The sequence below is a fragment of the Legionella tunisiensis genome (assembly GCF_000308315.1).
GTDB classification, from domain to species: domain Bacteria; phylum Pseudomonadota; class Gammaproteobacteria; order Legionellales; family Legionellaceae; genus Tatlockia; species Tatlockia tunisiensis.
The window spans coordinates 15,139-35,777 of sequence record NZ_CALJ01000072.1; the positions used below are offsets into that span (position 1 = coordinate 15,139).

Below are 20,639 nucleotides of genomic sequence, written 5' to 3' on the forward strand. Positions count from 1 at the left end.
GGTTGGAGCGTTATGCGGCATTGATCAAGAGTCTTTACGGTTTAGTTTTAATATTGTGGCAAGAGGAAGCATTGCAGACAATGCGAGTCTGGAGATTATTGAGATCAAGGGGCAAGCAATCTGTGACTTTTGTCACGAAACTGTTATGCTTAAAAACTATTATGATGGCTGTAATAGGTGCGGGCAATATTCTTTAAGAATAATCCAAGGTGAGGAGATGCGTGTTAAATCGATGGAGGTCGAATAATGTGTGGACTTTGCGGCTGTTCAGGTTCAGAAAGAGACCATCATAAGCATCATGAAGATGCCAATTTCTTACATACCCATCACCATGATTCAGACAAACTAGTTACAATTGAACAAGAAATACTGGCAAAAACAATGAGTTTGTCGAAATCAATCGCCGTACTTTTTTAAAAAATAAAATTATTGCTGTCAATTTGATGTCAAGTCCTGGTTCAGGTAAAACAACATTACTTGCCAAAACTATTGCCGACTTAAAACATCGCTTAGATATAGCCGTAATCGTCGGTGACCAACAAACAAATTATGATGCTGAAAAAATCAAGGCAAGTGGCGGCGAAGCGATTCAAATTAATACAGGAAAAGTCTGTCATTTAGATGCTCATATGGTTGGTCACGCTGTTGAAAATCTATTATTAAAAAATCACTCTCTTCTTTTTATTGAAAATGTGGGTAATCTTGTCTGCCCTGCTTTATTTGATTTAGGTGAGGCTTATAAAGTGGTGATTCTTTCTGTAACAGAAGGAGATAATAAACCTTTAAAATACCCGGAAATGTTTCGCAAAGCCGATTTATTACTATTAACAAAAACGGATTTATTACCTTATGTTGATTTTGAAATCACTCGGTGTATTACAGACGTAAAAAATTAATCCAAAGATTAATGTTTTATCGATTTCTGCAACAACCGGAGAAGGTTTAGATAAATGGTATGAGTGGCTAGAAGCGATACAAGTGAATGGCAGATAGAGAAAGAGTACAGATTTTAATTAAAGGCCAAGTTCAGGGAGTCGGCTTTCGTCCTCATGTATACCGAGTTGCTCAGCATTTAAATCTAACAGGATGGGTGCAAAATAACACGTTAGGTGTTCTGATTGAAGTGCAAGGCTTGTCTGTTTCTTCTTTTCTTTCTCAACTTTTAAGCTTGTTACCCCCCTTACGCTAAGGTTCACGATATTGAAACAAGAAATATCGCTGTAATTGATAACGAAAATCATTTTCTTATTATTGAAAGCCAACAAAGAGGGGCCTCGCGGAGTATGATATCGCCTGATATGAGCCCTTGTTCTGATTGCTTGAAAGAGCTTTTTAATCCTGACAGCCGCTATTATCATTATCCTTTTCTAAATTGTACACAATGTGGTCCACGCTTTTCGATTACTAAAGAGTTACCGTATGATCGTTGCCAAACGTCGATGGGTGAATTTACTTTATGCTCGTCCTGTAAGCGTGATTATTGCTCACCTGAAAATCGCCGCTATCATGCCCAACCTACTGCCTGTAAAAACTGTGGTCCAGAACTTTCTGTTTCCATTCAAGTCATTACCCAAGCGCTATTTGAAGGAAAAATTATTGCTCTCAAAGGAGTAGGTGGTTACCAATTACTCTGTGATGCAAGAAATGATGAGACTATTCAACGATTACGCCAAAGAAAATACCGCGACGCAAAACCATTGGCATTAATGGTGCTAAATTGCATCAGTGCTGAGAAATTTGTGGCGATAAGTGATAAAGAAAAAGAGAGTCTCACAAGCCAGGCACGTCCTATTGTATTATTAAAAAGAAGCAGGAAGTTCTTCCGGAAATAATTGCCCCTGGCTTATCTTGCCTGGGGATTATGCTACCTTCCTCTCCTCTGCATTATTTATTGTTTCACGCTCTGGCAGGTTATCCTGATGAATTGAAGTGGCTGGATGAACTTCATTCCTGGGTATTGGTTGCAACCAGTGCCAATATTGCAGGTCATCCTTTAATGATCCAGGACGAAAAAGCGCATAATGAGTTAATAGCGATTGCTGATTTAGTGATCTCTTATAATCGTCGAGTGATTACTCGTGTCGATGATTCGGTGATCCGTCATACGAATAATGTTCCCAGGTTTATACGACGTGCTCGAGGATTTTCACCTGTCAGTGTCCAACTGCCTTTTTCTATCCCTTCAACGCTGGCTTTAGGAGGCCATCTTAAGAATACGTTTTGTATAACACGAGGAGATGAGGCGTTTATTTCTCAACACATAGGAAGTTTGACCAATAAAGAAACCATTGATTTTTTCATGAGTCACTCTCTCATTGGACGCGATTTCTTGACATTAGCGTCGAACGTATTGCTTGTGATTTACATCCTGATTTTTATACAACCAGTCTCGCTAGTAACTACGATCTGCCTGTGATTTCTGTACAGCATCACCATGCTCATTTAGCAGCGGTTGCTGCAGAGTATCATATTCTGGAGCCTGCATTAGGCATTGTGTTAGATGGATATGGTTATGGATGGGATGGTAAGGCTTGGGGGGGCGAGCTCTTGCTTTTAGAAAATACGCAAATTCAACGATTGGGACATTTTTATCCCATACCTCAACCCAGCGGAGAAAGAGCAATTCATGAACCTTGGCGGATGGCTGCTGCGATTTTACATTGTTTGCAAAAAGAGGATGAGATAATTCATCGATTTGCCGATAAGCCTCAGGTTTCCCAGTTTGTTAATTTGCTTAAGAACAGCCATTTTTTACCAACCACTAGCAGTTGTGGTCGTCTTTTTGATGCAGCCAGTGCTTTATTGGGTATCAATACAATTTCGCAATATGAGGGGCAAGCGCCTATGCAGCTTGAAAGTTTAGTCACTGCTCCTGAGGTTTTTGAGGGTGGTTGGACTTTTACCAGCAATCAATTCAATTTGTTACCCACTTTTATGCAGTTACTGGATAGTGATCCCAGGCATGGTGCCAATGTTTTTCATGGTACTCTAATTGCGGGTTTAGTGGGTTGGATTAGGAGTCATGTAAAAAGAACATCTATCAAGCAAGTCTTATTAAGTGGTGGATGTTTTTTAAATCAAGTGCTTGCAGAAGGGTTAATAAAGCAATTAGAACAGAGTGGACTAAAAGTATATTTGCCGCAACAAGTGCCTGTAAATGACGGTGGCATTTCGTTGGGACAGGCATGGTTGGCTGGTAATTACAAGGAGGCAGAATTAATATGTGTTTAGCTCTTCCTGCTCAAGTTATTCACTTGCTGGATTCTCAAAGAGCACTAGTGAATTTAGGGGGTATTGAAAAAGAAATTTCGGTTGCTTTGTTAGAGCAAGTGAGTGAAGGTGATTATGTTATTCTGCATGTGGGATATGCTCTGACGAAGCTGGATAAAGAAGAAGCAAAAAAACACTGAAGCTATTTGCTGAAATGCAGGAAGCACAATGAAATACATTAATGAGTTTCGCAATGCCGCTTTTGCGAAAGTGATAGCCAAAGAGATTGCTAATAAAGCAGCTCCTACACGTCAGTATCGCTTGATGGAGTTTTGTGGAGGGCATACCCATACTATACATCGTTATGGTCTTCCAAGCCTTTTACCCAATAATGTAGAAATGATTCACGGTCCTGGTTGCCCTGTTTGCGTTTTACCTATAAACCGCATTGATAAGGCTATTGCTCTAGCTACTTTATCTAACGTTATTTTTTGTAGTTATGGTGATATGTTGCGTGTACCAGGTTCCAATCAGCAAAGTCTACTGCAAGCAAAAGCAAAAGGCGCTGATGTCAGGATGGTTTATTCAGTGGATGATGCATTGAGTTTGGCACAACGTAATCCAGAGAGAGAAGTTGTTTTTTTCGCGATTGGCTTTGAAACAACGACACCGCCCACAGCGTATGCGATTAAAGAGGCCAAACGATTAAACCTGTCTAATTTTACAGTATTTTGCAACCATGTAGTAACGCCTGCAGCAATGAATTGTCTTTTGCAATCATCTGGCGATGAAGAGATTATTCATACCTTGGATGGATTTATAGGACCGGCACATGTAAGTATTGTGACAGGCAGTCAGGCTTATGAGCCGATAAGCAAGACCTATAAAAAGCCCATTGTTATTTCAGGCTTCGAACCACTTGATGTTTTGCATTCCATTTTAATGTTGATTGAGCAAATTAATAAAGGGCAAAGTGATGTTGAAATTCAATATACCCGTGCAGTGACTCGAGAAGGAAATTTAAAATCGCAAGCTATCACAAGAGAGGTGTTTGAATTGCGTTCCAATTTTGAGTGGCGTGGACTGGGTAATATCGCGGAAAGTGCTTTACAAATTAAAGCTGCTTTCGAATGCTTTGATGCGGAGAAGCGCTTTTTGTTACCTGATTTCCGAGGTGTTGAACATAAGCAATGTGATTGTGGGGCTATTTTACGAGGTATAAAAAACCTATCGATTGCAAATTATTTGCCAAAGTATGTACGCCTCAAAATCCTTTAGGTGCTTGTATGGTTTCCTCTGAAGGAGCCTGCGCTGCGGTTTACGCTTATGGAAGAAGGAGTTAATTTATGGAAACCATTAGCAAAAGAAGAGTGCCTGGACCAAAATTAAATATTAAAAATGGTTTTATTGACTTGAGCCATGGTAGTGGCGGACGGGCAATGATGCAATTAATTAACGAGATTTTTTGCCTGCATTCAATAATCCCTTACTCGCACAAAAATGATCAAGCCTGCTTTGCTGTGGAGTCTGGGCGAATGGTAATGAGTACAGATGCTCATGTTATTTCTCCCTTATTTTTCCAGGTGGGAATATCGGTTCTTTATCTGTGCATGGAACGATCAATGATATTGCTATGGCAGGCGCGAAACCCTTGTATTTATCCGCAAGTTTTATTTTGGAGGAAGGCTTTCCTCTTGCTGACTTAAAAAAATTGTGACCTCAATGGCAGAAGCTGCTCTTGCTGCTAATGTAGCTATTATTGCTGGGGATACTAAAGTTGTAGAACGTGGTAAAGGTGACGGACTATTTATTAGTACCACGGGATTAGGTGTAGTGCCTCAGGGCGTTTATATTTCCGGCGATCGAGCAAAGCCAGGTGACAAAGTCATTCTCAGCGGTTATATGGGGGATCATGGCATTGCTGTTTTATCTCAGCGCAATAATTTGGAGTTTTCAACAACAATCAAATCGGATACAGCCGCCTTGAATCAGTTGGTTAGCCACATGCTTGATACGGTACCTTCGCTTCATTGCCTTCGTGATCCTACGCGAGGTGGTGTAGCCTCCACCTTAAATGAATGGGCGGTACAATCTGGAGTTGGTTTTGTTATCGATGAAGACCAAATTCCTATTCGTACGGAGGTAGCAAGTGCTTGCGAACTTCTGGGCTTAGATGCGTTATATGTTGCAAATGAGGGCAAACTTTTAGCCATATGTGCTGCAGAAGATGCCGATAAGTTAATAGCAACCATGCAAAGCCATCCCTTAGGTAAACAAGCAGCAATGATTGGGGAAGTCGTAGAAGATCCCAGGTATTTTGTACAATTGCGTACAAAATTGGGAGGACTACGGATTATGGATTGGTTAAGTGGAGAACAGTTACCGCGGATTTGCTAACTCGCTAAGGATAAAGCTGTTATGGATAATGATCGTAACTATTTTTTGCCAAAAGAAAAGTTACAGGAATTAATCGATGCACTGCAGGGATTGGGTTTCTCTTGTGTGGGGCCTCAAGTTCGTGACGGAGCAATTGTCTATGACAGGCTTACAGAAGCGAAACAGTTACCCTGGGGTATTCGTGCTCATCAGGCCCCGGGTGAATATCGTCTTGAAAGCCTTCCTATGCAACGCGCATTTTCATGGGCTAATGGTCCGCAAGCGATTAAACCTTTACTCTTTAAACCCAGCGAGACTGTTTGGCGCGTTGAGCGTAGCAGTACAGGAAAATTGGAATTTAAACCTTATATCGCTAATGAATCGCCAATTGCTATTATTGGCGCTCGTTCTTGTGACTTGGTTGCAATGGCGATTCAAGATAAGGTTTTTTATCTCAACCTCATCAAGATGACCGCTACCGAAGACGCCGAGAATCTTTATTTATTATTGCCGTTAACTGTGGTTATTCGTCTGATAATTGCTTTTGTGTTTCGGCAGGGACTGGACCCAACGTCAGGAGTCCTTTCGATATCTTAATGACAGAATTAGATGGGGGTTTCGTCATTCAAGGGGGGAGTGAGCGTGGCCATCATTTAATTTCTGGTCTAAATTTATCATTGGCAACGGCACAACAGTGCAACAAGGCTGAGCAAGAAATTAATAATGCGGATGCCATGCAAACGAAGCGTATCCCTTTGGATAACCAGCGGGAGTTACGAGATTTACTATTCTCCAATTTAGGCCATTCACGTTGGGAGGAAGTGGCTGAACGCTGTTTATCTTGTGGTAATTGTACGTCTGTTTGTCCTACTTGCTTTTGCCATAGTGAAATAACGAGTCCTAGCCTTGATGGGGATAATAGTACTTTAGAGCGAGAATGGGATTCGTGTTTTTCTGAAGGCCATAGTTACTTAGCTGGCCACCCAATTCGTGATGATACAAAAAAGCGTTATCGTCAATGGTTGACGCATAAGGTAGGTAGTTGGTTTGATCAGTTTGATACAAGTGGCTGCGTAGGTTGTGGCCGTTGTATAACCTGGTGTCCAGTCGGGATTGATATAACCGAAGAATTAGCTGCTATTTCAGGTGAATCCAATGTGAGGGAAACGAAATGACAATGGATTCTTATTTACCTCGTACTGCAAAGATTAAAGCACGGCATCAAGAATCAGCTACCATTTTTACACTCGATCTTCAATTGACTGAAAAATCGCAACAGCAGGCTTTTTCCTTCTATCCTGGACAATTTAACATGCTCTACCTATACGGGGTAGGTGAAATCGCTATTTCAATTAGTTCTGATCCGGCAGAGCAAACTTATCTAGGACATACTATTCGTGCAGTTGGGCGGGTAACAAAAGCAATGCAGCAATTAAAAAAGGGAGATTATGTTGGTGTTCGTGGTCCATTTGGCAATGGTTGGCCTGTCAAGGAGGCTATAGGCAAAGATATTGTAATTGTAACAGGAGGACTGGGGTGTGCACCGACAGTATCTGTTATCAATTATATTTTAGCTAGACGAGAGCACTATGGCGCACTAAAAATTTTTCAGGGTGTAAAACATAGTGATGATTTTATTTTTCGCAAGCAATATAAGAAATGGCAAGCAATGCCTCAGACAGAAATTTATATTGCAGCAGATAGGGCTGGTCCAAAATGGCCGTGGAGTGTTGGTTATGTAACGGATATGATTACCTCACTTCAGTTAGATGCCAGCAATACAGTAGCAATGATGTGTGGTCCTGAAGGAATGATGCGGGCTGCGGCTTTGGCATTGATTAATCAGGGTGTTTCAGAGACAGCGATTTATCTTAGTATGGAACGCAACATGGAATGTGGGATAGGTCATTGTGGACATTGTCAATATGGTGGTTTATTTGTTTGTAAGGACGGTCCTGTCTTTGACTATGATTGTATAAAGGCCTTGTTTACAGAACCAGGGTTTTGAAATGAAAAAGCCACGTTTAGCCGTTTATAAATTTACTTCTTGTGATGGTTGCCAGTTAGCGTTTTTAAATGCTGGAGAAGCGTTGCTCATGTTATCCGAATTAGTTGATCTTGTGCATTTTGCTGAGGCAGGTCTTCTTGATTTTAAGGAAAGAATTGATATTGCTTTTATCGAAGGCAGTATTTCAACGTCTGAAGAAGTAGAGCGTATAAAGACGATTCGTGAAAATTCAACGTTTCTTATTACGATCGGTGCCTGTGCAACAGCAGGAGGTATCCAGGCTTTACGAAATGCTGCGAATCATCAAGAATGGATGGCGAGTATTTATGCGTCACCAAAAACTATTGAAGCGCTGGGTACCTCTACAGCAATTTCAAGTCATGTGCGAGTAGATTTGGAGCTATGGGGTTGTCCGGTTAATACCTATCAGGTCATGAGTGCAGTACGTTCATTATTATTTGGCGCTGCTCCACGGGTTAAGAGGGATGCGGTCTGTTTAGAGTGTAAGCGCAAAGGACATGTTTGTGTATTGGTTGCTAAAAAAGAACCGTGTATGGGTCCCGTTACTCAAACAGGTTGTGGCGCTCTTTGTCCTGGATATGGACGTGCTTGCTATGCGTGTTATGGCCCTTCAGAAAATCCCAATACGCACTCATTAGGCCTTTGGTTTGCGAAAAATGGCAGTAGCTACGATAAGATTGCTAAGCAATTTTTGCATATCAATAATCAAGCTACCGTCTTTAATCAGGCAGGTAATTATTTTAAAGGGATTAAGATTGTCAAAGAATAAAGAAAAATTAATTGAAGTACCTATTCTCGCTCGTGTGGAAGGAGAAGGGGCGCTTAAAATAAACATTAAGAATAATAAAATTCAATCTTTGCAACTTAAGATTTATGAACCGCCTCGTTTATTTGAGAAATTTTTAGAGCAACGTGATTATAGCGAGGTTTTAGATATTGTTGCTCGCATATGTGGTATTTGCCCTGTTGCTTATCAAATGAGTGCGACTCAGGCTATTGAAAATTGTTTTAACATGCGACCTAGTCCCTGGGTACGCGAGATGCGGCGTTTGTTTTATTGTGGGGAGTGGATAGAAAGTCATAGCCTGCATATCCACCTTTTAGCGTTGCCAGATATTTTAGGGTTTAAAGCAGTCACCGAGATGGCGAAAATTTACCCTCATGAAGTGCGTCGCGGTTTGCGCTTACAAGCATTGGGCAATGAATTAATGCGACTATTGGGAGGCCGATCCGTTCATCCAGTGGGTGCAAGAGTTGGAGGTTTTTATAAGGCTCCAGATCCAGTACTTATACAGCCCGTGCTACAAAAATAAGGGCATCATTTGCCGCTTGTGAAGAACTTATTCAGTGGATCAGCACGTTGCCTCTTGGAACAACTTTCCATGATTTCACTTGTGTTGCTTTATTTCATCCTCAGGAATATCCAATGAATGAAGGATGTATTGTTTCAGATAAAGGGCTGAATATTACTATAGGCGAGTTTGATAATTACTTTAAGGAACATCAAGTACCTTATTCCAATGCACTTCATTGCTTATTACAAGGCAAACCTTATTTAGTCGGCCCTTTAGCACGATTAAACATCAATTATGAGCATTTACCTGAACAAATAAAAATTTTTTAAATCAATTAGGCGTTCATTTGCCAAGTAAAAATATCCACCACAGCATTTTAGCACGTGCAATTGAAATTTATTTTTGTCTATTGGAGGCTTCTCGTATTTTAGAAAATTATAGCTATCCCGATTCTTCTCATACTGAAGTTAAGATTACTTCAGGTCGAGGTTATGGATGTACAGAAGCACCACGCGGTTTGTTGTGGCATTGTTTTGAAATTGATGAGCAAGGATTGGTTAAATCTGCCCGTATTGTTCCACCAACCAGCCAAAATCAAGCGTGTATTGAAGAGGATTTATACCATTCTCTACAGCAGTTTGGACTTGAAAAGCCAAGTGATGAGCTTAGACGTTATAGTGAAAAACTCATTAGAAACTATGATCCTTGTATTTCCTGTTCTACCCATTTCTTAACGTTAGATGTGAATCGAGATGAGTGAGTTACTGATTTTAGGTATTGGCTCACCGTTTGGAGATGACCGTTTAGGATGGGAGGTTGTTCATTTATTACAACAGAAGAAAGCGCTTCATATCTATTCTGCACGGCAACTACAAATTATGTCCTGTGATCGACCTGGCCTTAATTTGCTCAATTTAATGCAAAATGCAAGAACAGTTTTTTAATTGATGCCGTGAGAACAGGCGCAAAAACAGGTAGTCTGCTTTATCTTAAAAATGAAGAAATTCAAGCAATTAATTCAGTACAATCAACGCATGAATTTGGAATGGCAAATACGATAGAGATGGGAAAAACACTTAATTTATTACCGAAAAATTTGATTTTGTATGGTATAGAAGTTAACAACCTCAAATTTCAATTTGAGGTTACAGAGCCAATCAGACAGGCTATTCACGCACTAGTAGTACAAATCGAGAACGACATTTCTATTTATTTTAAGAGCGTATTTGACAGTAAAACGGCTAAGAAACCCTCCGCGTCAGATTAATTTTTAACCACCGCCGCAAAAGAAATGCGGTTTGACCTCGCGTAAAGTATGGACCACAGGGGCATAGAAATTAATATCCAGCTCAATAAGAACGTCTTAATAATTCATTAAGCTATAATTGATAGCATATGGCTCTATTTGCTTATTTTATGGTCTATTAATGCGGGAAAAAAGAAGTAATTTTAAGGGCAAAGCGCCTCATCGCTCAACGTATCACACACAGCATAAATTTAATCAAAAACAACGCGTTGCTGTAAATAAAAAAGAAATAAACAGTTGGATTCATTTGCTTTTTTTCCTCTGGGAAAAGATTTTAATAAGTTCTCATACTTACCAAAATCGGAGTCATTTATTTTTCTTCCTCAGGGAAGAGATTTTAATAAATTCTCAAGCTTGCAAAAACTAGTATTTTTTTAGCATTGCTTGCAATATTACCTACTGTAGAGGCTAAACCACAAAAACAAGTTAATACAGACACGAATACTCAAACAGGTGTAGTCCCTTGGAATCAAAAAACATTTTTTTCTCCACAATACTCTAATGCGACTAGCGTTGCATTGCCTGCTCAATCATTCCCTGGTTGGCAATTAAATCAAACAGATATGAGTCATGAACTGGCAATTCATCATGTGGCTGGCGATATTAGAGCGTGCCAACAAAAAATGAATGGAGTAAGCGCAGGTAAAATATGTGTAATTAAAGGTAAAAAATATCTCCTTAAAGTAAGTGAAGAGGGGGTAGAAAAAAGAGATAGGTATTCTAATATTCTTTTAGGTATGCATAACCTTTATTTTGTTCGAGAGAACATTGGTATAACTATTCCAAATATTAAACTTATTTATGAGAAAAATGGCCAGTATATCTCATCAGGTGGTGAAGTAGTTGACGCTGAAAATTACCTTGCTTCGGAGTTTATAGAGAATTTTACTGGTTTCAAAAGCATTGTTACCCAATCCACACGGACGTTGATGAAGTTAAATCATCGTAAGGGAGTCACTACTGGTGAGTTGGAAATTGAAGAGGCGATACGACAAAAAGTTGTCGGCCAAGTTGGTGAGCAAGGTTTAGCAAAGCTTGCTGTTGCTGGAACGTTTATACAAGATCTTGTAATGAATGAGGGTAATTGGGGAATTGCAAACGGAAAATTAGTTATTATTGATGCTGATCATTCCCCTCAGTCTCTTGAGGAATATCTTGTTGAAGCGACTAAAATGCCTGGAAATATTAATTTGGCTTCTTCTATTCAAACCTTAGAACACATGGCAGTTACCTATCAGAAAATGCTGCATAAAAGGCCAATATATTTTCATCCAGAAGTTGATTTTACTGTGGACGATTATGAGTTTTTGGTCAACCAATATTTAACGGCCTGTACTCAAGCGATAGATAAAATAAAAACAACTCATCCGCAGTTACCAACTGATAAGCCATCAAAAACAATTAATGATGCTTTATCTACAGCATTGAGAGTTCAATTGTCAGAATATATGCAATTACAGCCAAGTTCTTTCTCATTGTAGTAAGGATACGACCTTTGATTACTGTCTATATCTTCACCTACAAATTGATGTGATGTGCATAGTTCATTTCTAAATCATGAAATAACATTCTGGTTGTGCAACATTAAAACATGGTCTATATAAAATAGGGAAATTTCTGATAATCTTTCGCTATGACAGAGGTATTTATTGCTAGAAATAGACTTTTATTAACACCTCAGCGATCTGGCTGGATTGGAAGGTATTAACAGGGAGATATTATGAAATCACAGCAATTAACTTGGCTTGTAGTGTTCGACTCAACCATATGTAGACTATATGAATATTCAAAAAATAATTTAGTCTTAGTTAAACAAATAGAACATTCTGAAAATAAATTAAAGGATATCGATATTACATCGGATAAACCAGGTCGATACCAATCTTCAGCGCATGCACATGGGACCTATAGTCAAGAATCAGATCCCAAAGAAATTCAAATTGAGAGATTTTCAAAAGAAATTACTAAGATGCTTGAACATGGCAACAGCGTAAATGCCTATGAAAAGTTGATCTTGGTCTCCTCTCCTCATATGCATGGTCTCTTATTAAAGAATCTAAATAAACAGGTTGAAAAATTAATAGCTCATGTAATATCAAAAGATTTAGTTCATTTTTCTGAGGCTGATCTTTTAAATTATGTAAATAATGAATTGAAACTAGATTAGTTGAGATGGTAAATCGTTAGGGAATAATCATGGCCAATCTGGTAATTGATGATAGATTCGTTGATCTTTTAAACAAAGCAATTAATCCTATTGAAATCGCTAAGACCTCTTCTGGTTTTGATAAAATTATTGACAGCATCGGTGAGGCACGAATTGTTTTAATGGGTGAGGCAACTCATGGGACAGAAGAGTTTTATCAAACTCGTATTGCTTTAAGTCAATTATTAATTGAACAAAAAGGGTTTAAGGCTATTGCTATAGAAGGTGATTGGCCTAGTGTTTATTCAATGCACCGCTATATTCTAGGTAGTAATGACGTCCGGAATGAGCGAAACGCTCTGAATCGTTTTACCCGTTTTCCAACCTGGATGTGGGCTAATACAACAATACCTGCATTTTTACACTGGTTGAGACAGTACAATGATAATCTTGATGTAAAAGCCAAGGTTGGAATTTATGGATTAGATTTATATAGTTTACACGATTCGATGCAGGCTATTATAGAGTTTTTAGCATCACAACAGCCTGACTTAGCAGAACAAGCTAAAAATCGTTATGCTTGTTTTGATCATACAGCCATGGATCCACAAATGTATGGTTATTTTGTCAATCAACATTTGAAACATTCATGTATCAAGGAAGTTAAAGAGCAATTATTAGAAATGCAGCACCAGACATTTTCAAAAGTTAACGCCGATAAGTTCTTGCTGAGCGAAGCAGAATTTTACGCCAATCAAAATGCACGCTTAGTAAAAAATGCTGAAGAATATTATCGGGCTATGTTTGAACCCCGAGCAATATCTTGGAATCTCCGCGATAACCATATGGCTCAAACCTTAAGCAATGTAATTGCTCACATTGAATCAAAAAGCAATTTGCCAGCTAAAGTTATTGTTTGGGCGCATAATTCTCATGTTGGTGATGCCAGAGCGACAGAGATGAATGATAGAGGGGAAGTGAATTTAGGCCAAATTGTTCGCGAACACTATGATACAAGTGCTTATCTTTTAGGATTTTCTACTTATACTGGTACGGTAATGGCCGCATCTGATTGGGATTATCCTGCTGAAATTAAAACAGTACTGCCAGCTCTTGAAGCTAGCTACGAGGCATTATTTCATAAGTTATCAACCAATAATTTCTTTTTAAACTTACGTGACAAAAGCCATCTAATAGACCTGCTGAAACATGCTAGATTACAAAGGGCTATTGGTGTTATCTATGTGCCGGAGTCAGAGCGACTGAGTCATTATTATTTTTCCCAGTTACCTTACCAATTTGATGGCATTATTCACATGGATAAGACCAGCGCACTCACTGCTTTATCAATGGAAAATCAATCAAGTCCTGATGATTTACCTGAAACTTATCCCACTGGTGAGTAGATAATGCTACCGCATGGGAATCAAGGGTTTTATTAAATATCAAAATCTACCAAGACTTTAATGGTATGTTTCAAAAATTAATATCATCAGGAGGATAGTAAAGGAGTGTTTACGCTGTATGGAGTCATACTAGCTATGACTCTTTAAAAATGCATAAGACTCTGGACACTAGTGGAAAAAGGAAAGACCGGACGTCATATGCATATTATTAGCCATAAATTTTTTCTATTCGTTCTTTTTTTCTTCTTCTGCACTCTTATAGAACGGATTGTAGCCAACCAAAGCTGGTTCCAGTGGTTTAAAGAAAGAGAAGGCTCTATAAGTGTGTGCTGTGCGTGTTGAAAATGCGGATTCATATATCGGATTATAAGTCACCTCAATGTCTGACGTAGGTATTACAGGCCTCTGTCGAGGCCGCCGTGAAGAAACGTCAGCGCTAGTTGATTTATTGGTATTATTTACAATTTCTTTCATGCGGTTGCCTTTGTAGGCTAGAAATAGATTAGTTGATTTACCTTGCATTTTTTGACGTTCTTGGGCAACTTCATGGTAAATTTTTAGCCATTTTTCTCTAAAGTCAGGTAAGTTTACCCATAGTTTTTCGAGCTGAGTTACCGCAGGATCATCGTTTTGCCTCGCGATAATAATCGATTCTTTTAAAATACAATGTAAAGTTTTACTTTATAGGAGATATTTTTATACTTAATAACTTCTTCATCATTTGTACTTTGCACCATTGCCAGGAGGATATTGTTATAGAATCTCGATTGGGAATAACGTAATACATGGGGCGATGGGAAAAACAACAAATGTTTATGATTGATTTCCTCGCTGCTCTCCTGGGCATTAACTGAATAGACAGGCACAGTAAATGAAAATAGTTCAAGTTGTTTGCTATTGTTTTTCAATAACTCTTTCAGATACAGAAGCCCTAATACGCCACATGAATCAGTATCAACCTGGGGTTGTAGTCGTTTCATGGGATCTTCACTGAGCGCCTCTATACTCTCATCATACTGAAAAGTAACAAAGGGAGATAAATCCGTAACAAACATATTGTCGAAATCTACTGAATCAAAAATATTACTTTCATGCAAGAACCAGTGAACCGGTTTAAGAGTTTGATCGCGCTTTATCAATAAAACTTCAAAATGAGCAGAGCCTTGGGAATGATTATTTGTAAAAAAATAAACTACACTTTCACCCTCTGCCAGAGAAGCTTGGATGGATTGTATTTCTTCTATGGCTTGACGTTTATTAAGGCATACCTGGTCTCTACGCTTGTATAAGGCATCAAGTTTCTCTCGTCGATAGTCATCTAATTTTTTATGGCACTTTAATCTTTTAATAACATTATTTAGCTTTAGTTTTCGGCCATCGGATAATTCCTTTAATCGACCATCTGCGTATAAAAATTCATCTTTAATCGCAGCATATAATTCTGGATAGTATTTTTGAAAATCAGAGTATTTAGTATTTTTTGATTGAGTCGATATTTTCCACCTAATGAAACACCCGGAGGTGACCAATTCTCAATAACTTGTTGTGCATATACAAACTCTTCATTTTGACAGGCCTCAATTTCGGCTTGTATATCTAAATAGTTTTGCGCCGCCATTCGGCGACCTAATGTAGTTGAGCCATTAACTACATAAGGTAAATCAATTTGATATTTATTGAAAAAATAAGGAACGAGCGTTTTATAATCACTAACGTTCAAGCGATAAGGGTCATGTTTTTTTTCTTAAGAAACTGCTTTTTTGACGACATTCTTAAATGTGCTCATTAACAAACTTCTTCATTTTAAAAGAATAATATTAAGGATTTATTAACAAGGGTAGGCTTGATGGAATATAAGCGTAAGCAAAGTTTTCCTATGTTGGCTTGATTGCAGTTACCTATTGGCTTAGTAATTAAAATTGCCTGATTGTGGCTATGGAGAGGATATCAGGTCGCGCACGGAGGGCATTCGTAGTAGAAGCCAACGGTTTTTTCAGGATAATAAGGCGACCTTTATCAAACAGGACAATCTGATGGAAATTCAGCACATTAAGGAAGAGGTAAAATTATTTTTGTTCAATTTTTTAGAATTAAGGCGCTTGGTTATTCAGATAATATTTTTGATATAGGCGCAATGCACGAACCAGTATTCAAGGCTATTTATGCCTAGGCTGCTTATATTAAATTATCCAAATGAACCAAGGAAGAAATATTAAATAATGTGTTCTGGAAATCTTTCTTAAATCTTGGAGTGTTTACAACACGCATCAAATGTCGCCTCTTGTTCTTGAAATGCCGGATAAGCCTTTAGAGCCCACATTTCACCAACACAACCACCCCATGGTGGTGACAACGGCCAGTACTTCACCAGGCTCTGCTTCATTTGCTTCTAATGTCTTTACTTCATAGATGTATGAATAATTTTTGGTGAACCTCATACTGGATAACCAAGGACGTAGTGAAACAAAGTGCCCACAATAGTTGCAAACGGGTGATTGCTGTAGTGAATGAGCAACGGCTGGCTAATAACCTTGTTACGGATTAGGAGTGATTGATATAAGTATTGTGCTAAGATTATTAAATATAGTTTACGTTGCAAAATAAAATGGGCATTTATTTTTTACATCAAGTGGTTAGATAAACTATAAATTTAATAACTATGCTAAGGGATTTAGATGGTTACTAAGGCTAAAAGAAAACTCTGGACTAGAATCGCATTTTATTTCAGGGTGGCGGAGCGTTAGGCGCTTTTCAAGCTGGTGTTTTTGAGGCATTGCATAATGCCGGCTATCATTTCGATTGGGTTAGCGGTATATCCATTGGTGCAATTAATGCAGCAATTGTTGCCGGCAACAAACCAGAAAACCGTTTAGATAAACTGAAAGAATTTTGGCGAATAATCAGTACATCCGAGCCAAGCGAATGGTTTGATGTTTTCGGTACTGATGATTATATGAGAAATTTTTATAATCAATGGCATGCACAAGCCACATTACTTTTTGGTCAGCCGGGCTTTTTTCAACCTCGTTTTGTAAATCCCTATTTTCAGTTTCAGGCATCCCCTAAGGAAATTAGTTTTTATGATACTGCTAATCTTCGTGCGACGTTGGAAAAATTGATTGATTTTGATATTTTGAACAGTGGGAAGGTTCGTCTTACTTTATCTGCCGCAAGGGTAGACAATGGTGAACAAGTCCTTTTTGATACGAAGACTCATAAAATTTATCCTGAGCACATTATGGCCAGCGGTGCGTTGCCTCCTGGTTTCCCCGCGGTAGAAATTGATGGCGTTCTCTATTGGGATGGCGGAATAATCAATAATACTCCTCTCGAAGTGATATTGAATGATATACCTCGTACGAGTACTTTGTGTTTCATGGTTCAGCTGTTCGATGCTGAAGGTAATATACCTTCTAACCTGGATCAAGTATTGTTAAAGCATAAAGATATCAGTTATGCCAGTAATTATAAGCGTGTAATTCAATCATTTTGCGAAGCACATGATATGCGCCATGCTATTTCTGAACTATATGACATGCTTTCTGATGACATGAAAAAAATCCGAAGGCAATAGAGTTAAGAAAATTAGGCTGTAAAACTACCATGATTATGGTTCGTTTTCACCGTCACGGTCTACCTACTGATTTGTCTTCTAAGGATTATGCCTTTTCACCGATTGCTATCTCAGAAGGAATGGCCATGGGATTTCAACAAGCTACTGCTGCTTTAGAAAAGTCTCCGTGGATGAAGCCGTTACCACATGACGTTGGTGCTGTTTTGTATGATATGTCGCCGCATGCCCATGCGAAACAAATATTTTTTCACGAACGATAAAAGGCTTCAGACCCTACCAGCAAAGAAATTTATTAGTAAGATGTAGGTGATTTTTATAATTTACAAGGAGCTTATATGTGTACTGTAAGATGCATGTGGCATGGAGCTATTGCTGGAATTATCGCAGGTGTTGTGTTTACTTTTTTTAGTAATGGGAGGGATGCTTGAAACATTAGGAAGTATGATTAATATGCCGACCAAAGCTGGTGGTTTTTTAGTTCATGCAATCATGAGTATTGGCAGTGGTGTGGTTTTTGCCCTTATTCTGGATTGGTTGCTTCAGTCCTGGTCTTTGGCAGTCATTCTTGGGTTGTTATTCGGTTTTGCAATGTGGGTAGCAGGCCCTATGACCAATTCTCCCTTATCTTTCTTCAGGCGAACCTCTGTTTATTAAATGGACTATGGAAGGGTTTAAACAAAATTTACCTTCTTTGATGGGCCATTTGGTTTATGGGCTTGTTTTAGGAGTTGTTTATTTCGCTTTAAAACAACGGAATAAATAATTTGATGGCGGCAATTGTTTAGAAGTCAATCTTATAATTTTTGATTATAAGATTACATCCCTTTATAAGGAGTAAACAAGATGAGCTGGGAATTCTATCATCCGAGCCCAGTTAATTGACTACTTATTAATCTTTAATTCGCTGATAGAGTATCTGTATCTTTATGTAATGCAATAACATCAGGGGGAATTTTCTCCCAGAAATTGCCGCGAACTGCTTTATTATAACCAATCCGGAATAGCTCATTCATTCGCTGCTTATCAAACATCTCATCGGATTTGGAGACGTAATTTGCAGGCACATAAGTTAGATTAAAATCTACGCCTTGTAGCAAGGAACATAAATAAATGAAAATGACATCCGCGCTCCCTTGCGCCACGAGCACACTATCCAATGCTTGTCGGCCAATGGAAAGTAGTTTTGGTTTGATTATCTTATAAGGAAAACGATTTTGATTATTCCGGATAACAAATATTTTATATTAGGCTTCTGCTTTAATTTAAAATAGTTCCGTGCAGTATGAATATCAGAGCCTAAGCGACTTAAAAGACAGCAAAGGTTGTTGAGCCATCGACATGCATTTCATTATAGGATTTCCCTTGATAAACAACATCAAAATAGACAGGAGGCAACACAGCTGGAATACTTGCGGAAGCCAATAATACTTTTTTAAATAGAATTATTTTTTGGGATTCTGACTGGCAGCTAAACGAGTTAAATCCCATACCACTAATTTTCTAGAATAAAGATTGGTAGTACCGACATATAAACGTCTTCCTTGATAAAATCCCTTGGCGATATCATCCAGCAATTGAGGTGTAATGTAACGGTCTAACAAATTCTGTAATGGCTTATCCCCTTTTAGCGAGTCACCACCAGTGACAAGAGTCCATAAGATTGGTTTGTCTGTTATCACATCTTTAGAAGTGATCGTGGTATATACCTCTTTTAGAGGCTTATCGTATTTCGGTCCAGCAAATGCTAAAGGAGCAATTAATGCTCCAGTACTTATTCCAGTTACTGTCGTAAAAGAAGGACGTTTTCCAGATTTTGTCCAACCATTAAGAATGCCTGCACCAAAAGCACCATAATCTCCTCCACCAGAAATAATCAGCAGGCTAAAAAATTTTTTGGTGGAACATTGTATCTGGGTAATTTTTTGCTAATTGTTTTATCCGTTCAAGGGATTGCCTTTTGATTAGAGGGTTGGAAGAGTCGGTGAATTCGGTTCGAACACCAGGAAACTCCTTCATTTGTACAGAGCCTTCCAGCGCAGCAGGCACTGGATTCGTTTTATCAGCTATTTGACATCCACTCTGACTAAGGATTAAAAAATAACTAATATGATTTTTTCATCGAGCACTTAATCCTTGAATTTTATTAAATATTCCATTATAAAACGCTAGACATGTGTCAAAAATTAGAATTGTTTGCCAATTTTAATCCCATAAGCTATTTCATTAGGTGCATTTCTCACAATATCATAATTAACATGGGGAATACTTCGTTTCAATCTTGAACCCCCAAAATAAGTGATCTTGCTGAGTAGTCGTAGGGGTTCTCCACAACCCCCACACGTTAACCAAAAAATGTTTTTACTCCAATCATTACTGGTATGGATATTATTGACCCAGAATTACTGACACTAGCTTTTTGAATGGGGCGGATTGGTACTGTTTTATTGAATAGATTATGCCCCAACAAGCCATCACTTACCATAATTCCAATTTTAACAAATGCAGCAAGATTTTCTTTAACATTCATCATTAAACCCGTATAAATCCCGCCCGATAAGCTTGAACTGCTTTTGTAAAAAATAGCGCTTGAACTACCATCAAAAGTCACTAGAGTGCCGTCGAGCAAATCATTTGAAACAATAATTTCAGGCCTGAAGCTGATACCAAGTTTAGCGCCAACAAAGGGGTGAACAAAATAATCAAATATTTTTAAATGGTTATCAAAATAGTAGATGCTTTGTAGGTAACCCGAATAAGACTCATAGCTGCTATAGGTTTGATCAAAAAACCTATTGGAGTGTTACGACGATATCGCTGCCCATTTGCCCTGGTCCCCTCAAACTCTATACCCCATTCAAGATTGTTAGTGTACGCATAATTAATACCAAAACCATAAAAATAATGTGTTGAAAACAATTTATCAAAATAGTAATCATTTCCAGCACCAAGTACACCCGACAAGTTTAAATTCCCATTTATATCAATACCTGAAAAACGTAATACCGTGGATGGATCAGTAAATTTGGTATCAGCTATACCCCCACTAATTGATAAATTCCATTTTCCTTGTTGCAGGGGATGATGAGCGGTATCTCCAATTGTCCCCGCTTGAATACCATAGGAAAAAAGTAAGACTAATAATCCAGCTATTGCATTTTTCAGTGTCGATGGAAAAAACATAAACTCTCCTTGTAATCAAAAGATTATTTAAATCGCTGTCAAACAAGCGCTTAACTTGCAATTAAGATACAGAAAATTTTATTGCAAAATCTATGGGGTTCAGGCTTGAATTCAAGC

At 38.5% G+C, this 20,639-nt stretch carries 25 protein-coding genes and 5 pseudogenes; 24 read left to right on the top strand and 6 right to left on the bottom strand.

Annotation, left to right across the window (positions count from 1 at the left end; genetic code table 11):
- Positions 1 to 19 precede the first annotated feature (19 nt).
- The 20 genes and pseudogenes from BN58_RS37545 (at position 20) to BN58_RS22520 (ending at position 13,768) form a co-directional block, all read left to right on the top strand.
- The gene (locus BN58_RS37545; protein ID WP_408605464.1) at positions 20 to 247 is read left to right on the top strand and encodes a hydrogenase maturation nickel metallochaperone HypA/HybF; all 228 of its coding nucleotides are present in this window, start codon (positions 20 to 22) and stop codon (positions 245 to 247) included.
- Between the two features lie 181 nt (positions 248 to 428).
- The gene (gene hypB / locus BN58_RS38225) at positions 429 to 896 is read left to right on the top strand and encodes a hydrogenase nickel incorporation protein HypB (protein WP_456297456.1); all 468 of its coding nucleotides are present in this window, start codon (positions 429 to 431) and stop codon (positions 894 to 896) included.
- 86 nt (positions 897 to 982) lie between these two features.
- Positions 983 to 1,189, top strand: coding sequence for an acylphosphatase (locus tag BN58_RS32975; RefSeq protein ID WP_232220372.1), 207 nt, complete (start codon positions 983 to 985; stop codon positions 1,187 to 1,189).
- A gap of 109 nt (positions 1,190 to 1,298) precedes the next feature.
- Positions 1,299 to 1,358: pseudogene (locus BN58_RS37550) on the top strand (hypothetical protein); the annotation flags it as partial.
- Between the two features lie 98 nt (positions 1,359 to 1,456).
- Positions 1,457 to 2,403 (top strand): annotated as a pseudogene (locus tag BN58_RS37555) (Sua5/YciO/YrdC/YwlC family protein); the annotation flags it as partial.
- A 9-nt stretch (positions 2,404 to 2,412) separates the two neighbouring features.
- Positions 2,413 to 3,231, top strand: coding sequence for a Kae1-like domain-containing protein (locus tag BN58_RS32990; protein ID WP_232220381.1), 819 nt, complete (start codon positions 2,413 to 2,415; stop codon positions 3,229 to 3,231).
- Complete coding sequence (locus tag BN58_RS05715) at positions 3,222 to 3,410, top strand: HypC/HybG/HupF family hydrogenase formation chaperone (protein ID WP_019216019.1); 189 nt, start codon at positions 3,222 to 3,224, stop codon at positions 3,408 to 3,410. Before BN58_RS32990 ends, BN58_RS05715 begins: the two co-directional genes overlap by 10 nt.
- Before the next feature lie 28 nt (positions 3,411 to 3,438).
- Positions 3,439 to 4,553: pseudogene (hypD, locus tag BN58_RS22495) on the top strand (hydrogenase formation protein HypD).
- A gap of 3 nt (positions 4,554 to 4,556) precedes the next feature.
- Positions 4,557 to 5,607 (top strand): annotated as a pseudogene (hypE, locus tag BN58_RS36840) (hydrogenase expression/formation protein HypE).
- A 21-nt stretch (positions 5,608 to 5,628) separates the two neighbouring features.
- Positions 5,629 to 6,761, top strand: a pseudogene (locus BN58_RS36845) (4Fe-4S dicluster domain-containing protein).
- Positions 6,758 to 7,594, top strand: a complete 837-nt coding sequence (locus BN58_RS05735; protein ID WP_019216020.1) for an FAD/NAD(P)-binding protein — start codon at positions 6,758 to 6,760, stop codon at positions 7,592 to 7,594. Before BN58_RS36845 ends, BN58_RS05735 begins: the two are co-directional and overlap by 4 nt.
- 1 nt (position 7,595) lies before the next feature.
- Entirely contained in the window at positions 7,596 to 8,384 is a 789-nt protein-coding gene (locus tag BN58_RS05740; RefSeq protein WP_019216021.1) for an NADH-quinone oxidoreductase subunit B family protein, read from the top strand.
- Complete coding sequence (locus tag BN58_RS33005; protein WP_232220375.1) at positions 8,371 to 8,928, top strand: nickel-dependent hydrogenase large subunit; 558 nt, start codon at positions 8,371 to 8,373, stop codon at positions 8,926 to 8,928. Before BN58_RS05740 ends, BN58_RS33005 begins: the two co-directional genes overlap by 14 nt.
- A 47-nt stretch (positions 8,929 to 8,975) precedes the next feature.
- The gene (locus tag BN58_RS33010; protein ID WP_232220376.1) at positions 8,976 to 9,239 is read left to right on the top strand and encodes a hypothetical protein; all 264 of its coding nucleotides are present in this window, start codon (positions 8,976 to 8,978) and stop codon (positions 9,237 to 9,239) included.
- A 17-nt stretch (positions 9,240 to 9,256) separates the two neighbouring features.
- Complete coding sequence (locus BN58_RS33015; RefSeq protein ID WP_232220377.1) at positions 9,257 to 9,670, top strand: nickel-dependent hydrogenase large subunit; 414 nt, start codon at positions 9,257 to 9,259, stop codon at positions 9,668 to 9,670.
- Entirely contained in the window at positions 9,663 to 9,854 is a 192-nt protein-coding gene (locus BN58_RS28140; protein WP_051131846.1) for a hypothetical protein, read from the top strand. Before BN58_RS33015 ends, BN58_RS28140 begins: the two co-directional genes overlap by 8 nt.
- 8 nt (positions 9,855 to 9,862) lie before the next feature.
- On the top strand, positions 9,863 to 10,177 hold the full coding sequence (locus BN58_RS28145) for a hydrogenase maturation protease (protein ID WP_051131847.1): 315 nt from the start codon (positions 9,863 to 9,865) through the stop codon (positions 10,175 to 10,177).
- 419 nt (positions 10,178 to 10,596) lie between these two features.
- Positions 10,597 to 11,697, top strand: a complete 1,101-nt coding sequence (locus tag BN58_RS05760; protein WP_019216023.1) for a hypothetical protein — start codon at positions 10,597 to 10,599, stop codon at positions 11,695 to 11,697.
- Between the two features lie 239 nt (positions 11,698 to 11,936).
- Positions 11,937 to 12,383, top strand: coding sequence for a host attachment protein (locus BN58_RS05765; RefSeq protein ID WP_019216024.1), 447 nt, complete (start codon positions 11,937 to 11,939; stop codon positions 12,381 to 12,383).
- 29 nt (positions 12,384 to 12,412) lie between these two features.
- Positions 12,413 to 13,768: an erythromycin esterase family protein gene (locus BN58_RS22520; protein ID WP_019216025.1), complete on the top strand. Its 1,356-nt coding sequence runs from the start codon at positions 12,413 to 12,415 to the stop codon at positions 13,766 to 13,768.
- 656 nt (positions 13,769 to 14,424) lie between these two features.
- On the opposite strand, the gene BN58_RS30580 is transcribed toward BN58_RS22520, so the two are convergent.
- Together BN58_RS30580 and BN58_RS30585 are read right to left on the bottom strand one after the other, a co-directional pair.
- Positions 14,425 to 14,865, bottom strand: coding sequence for a hypothetical protein (locus BN58_RS30580; RefSeq protein WP_156812378.1), 441 nt, complete (start codon positions 14,863 to 14,865; stop codon positions 14,425 to 14,427).
- 293 nt (positions 14,866 to 15,158) lie between these two features.
- Positions 15,159 to 15,488 (bottom strand): hypothetical protein, encoded by a 330-nt coding sequence (locus BN58_RS30585; RefSeq protein WP_156812379.1) that lies wholly within the window; start codon positions 15,486 to 15,488, stop codon positions 15,159 to 15,161.
- Between the two features lie 551 nt (positions 15,489 to 16,039).
- Between BN58_RS30585 and BN58_RS30590 the strand changes: the two genes are divergently transcribed.
- The 4 genes from BN58_RS30590 to BN58_RS22530 all read left to right on the top strand — a co-directional run bounded on the left by BN58_RS30590 (position 16,040) and on the right by BN58_RS22530 (position 17,996).
- Positions 16,040 to 16,177: a hypothetical protein gene (locus BN58_RS30590; protein WP_156812380.1), complete on the top strand. Its 138-nt coding sequence runs from the start codon at positions 16,040 to 16,042 to the stop codon at positions 16,175 to 16,177.
- 364 nt (positions 16,178 to 16,541) lie between these two features.
- Positions 16,542 to 17,342 (top strand): patatin-like phospholipase family protein, encoded by an 801-nt coding sequence (locus tag BN58_RS22525; protein ID WP_019216030.1) that lies wholly within the window; start codon positions 16,542 to 16,544, stop codon positions 17,340 to 17,342.
- Positions 17,343 to 17,377: 35 nt separating this feature from the next.
- Positions 17,378 to 17,602 carry a DUF3734 domain-containing protein gene (locus BN58_RS33020; RefSeq protein WP_232220378.1) on the top strand — a complete coding sequence of 75 codons (225 nt, stop codon included), beginning with the start codon at positions 17,378 to 17,380 and terminating at the stop codon, positions 17,600 to 17,602.
- A 100-nt stretch (positions 17,603 to 17,702) separates the two neighbouring features.
- Positions 17,703 to 17,996, top strand: coding sequence for a hypothetical protein (locus tag BN58_RS22530; protein WP_232220379.1), 294 nt, complete (start codon positions 17,703 to 17,705; stop codon positions 17,994 to 17,996).
- A 242-nt stretch (positions 17,997 to 18,238) separates the two neighbouring features.
- Here BN58_RS22530 and BN58_RS33025 read toward each other — a convergent pair whose 3' ends face one another.
- The 4 genes from BN58_RS33025 to BN58_RS05825 form a co-directional block, all read right to left on the bottom strand.
- Positions 18,239 to 18,484 carry a hypothetical protein gene (locus tag BN58_RS33025; RefSeq protein WP_026069288.1) on the bottom strand — a complete coding sequence of 82 codons (246 nt, stop codon included), beginning with the start codon at positions 18,482 to 18,484 and terminating at the stop codon, positions 18,239 to 18,241.
- Between the two features lie 300 nt (positions 18,485 to 18,784).
- On the bottom strand, positions 18,785 to 19,261 hold the full coding sequence (locus tag BN58_RS33030) for a patatin-like phospholipase family protein (RefSeq protein WP_332247932.1): 477 nt from the start codon (positions 19,259 to 19,261) through the stop codon (positions 18,785 to 18,787).
- 422 nt (positions 19,262 to 19,683) lie between these two features.
- Entirely contained in the window at positions 19,684 to 19,950 is a 267-nt protein-coding gene (locus BN58_RS05820; RefSeq protein ID WP_019216035.1) for a hypothetical protein, read from the bottom strand.
- 101 nt (positions 19,951 to 20,051) lie between these two features.
- On the bottom strand, positions 20,052 to 20,522 hold the full coding sequence (locus BN58_RS05825; protein WP_019216036.1) for a hypothetical protein: 471 nt from the start codon (positions 20,520 to 20,522) through the stop codon (positions 20,052 to 20,054).
- Positions 20,523 to 20,639 lie beyond the last annotated feature (117 nt).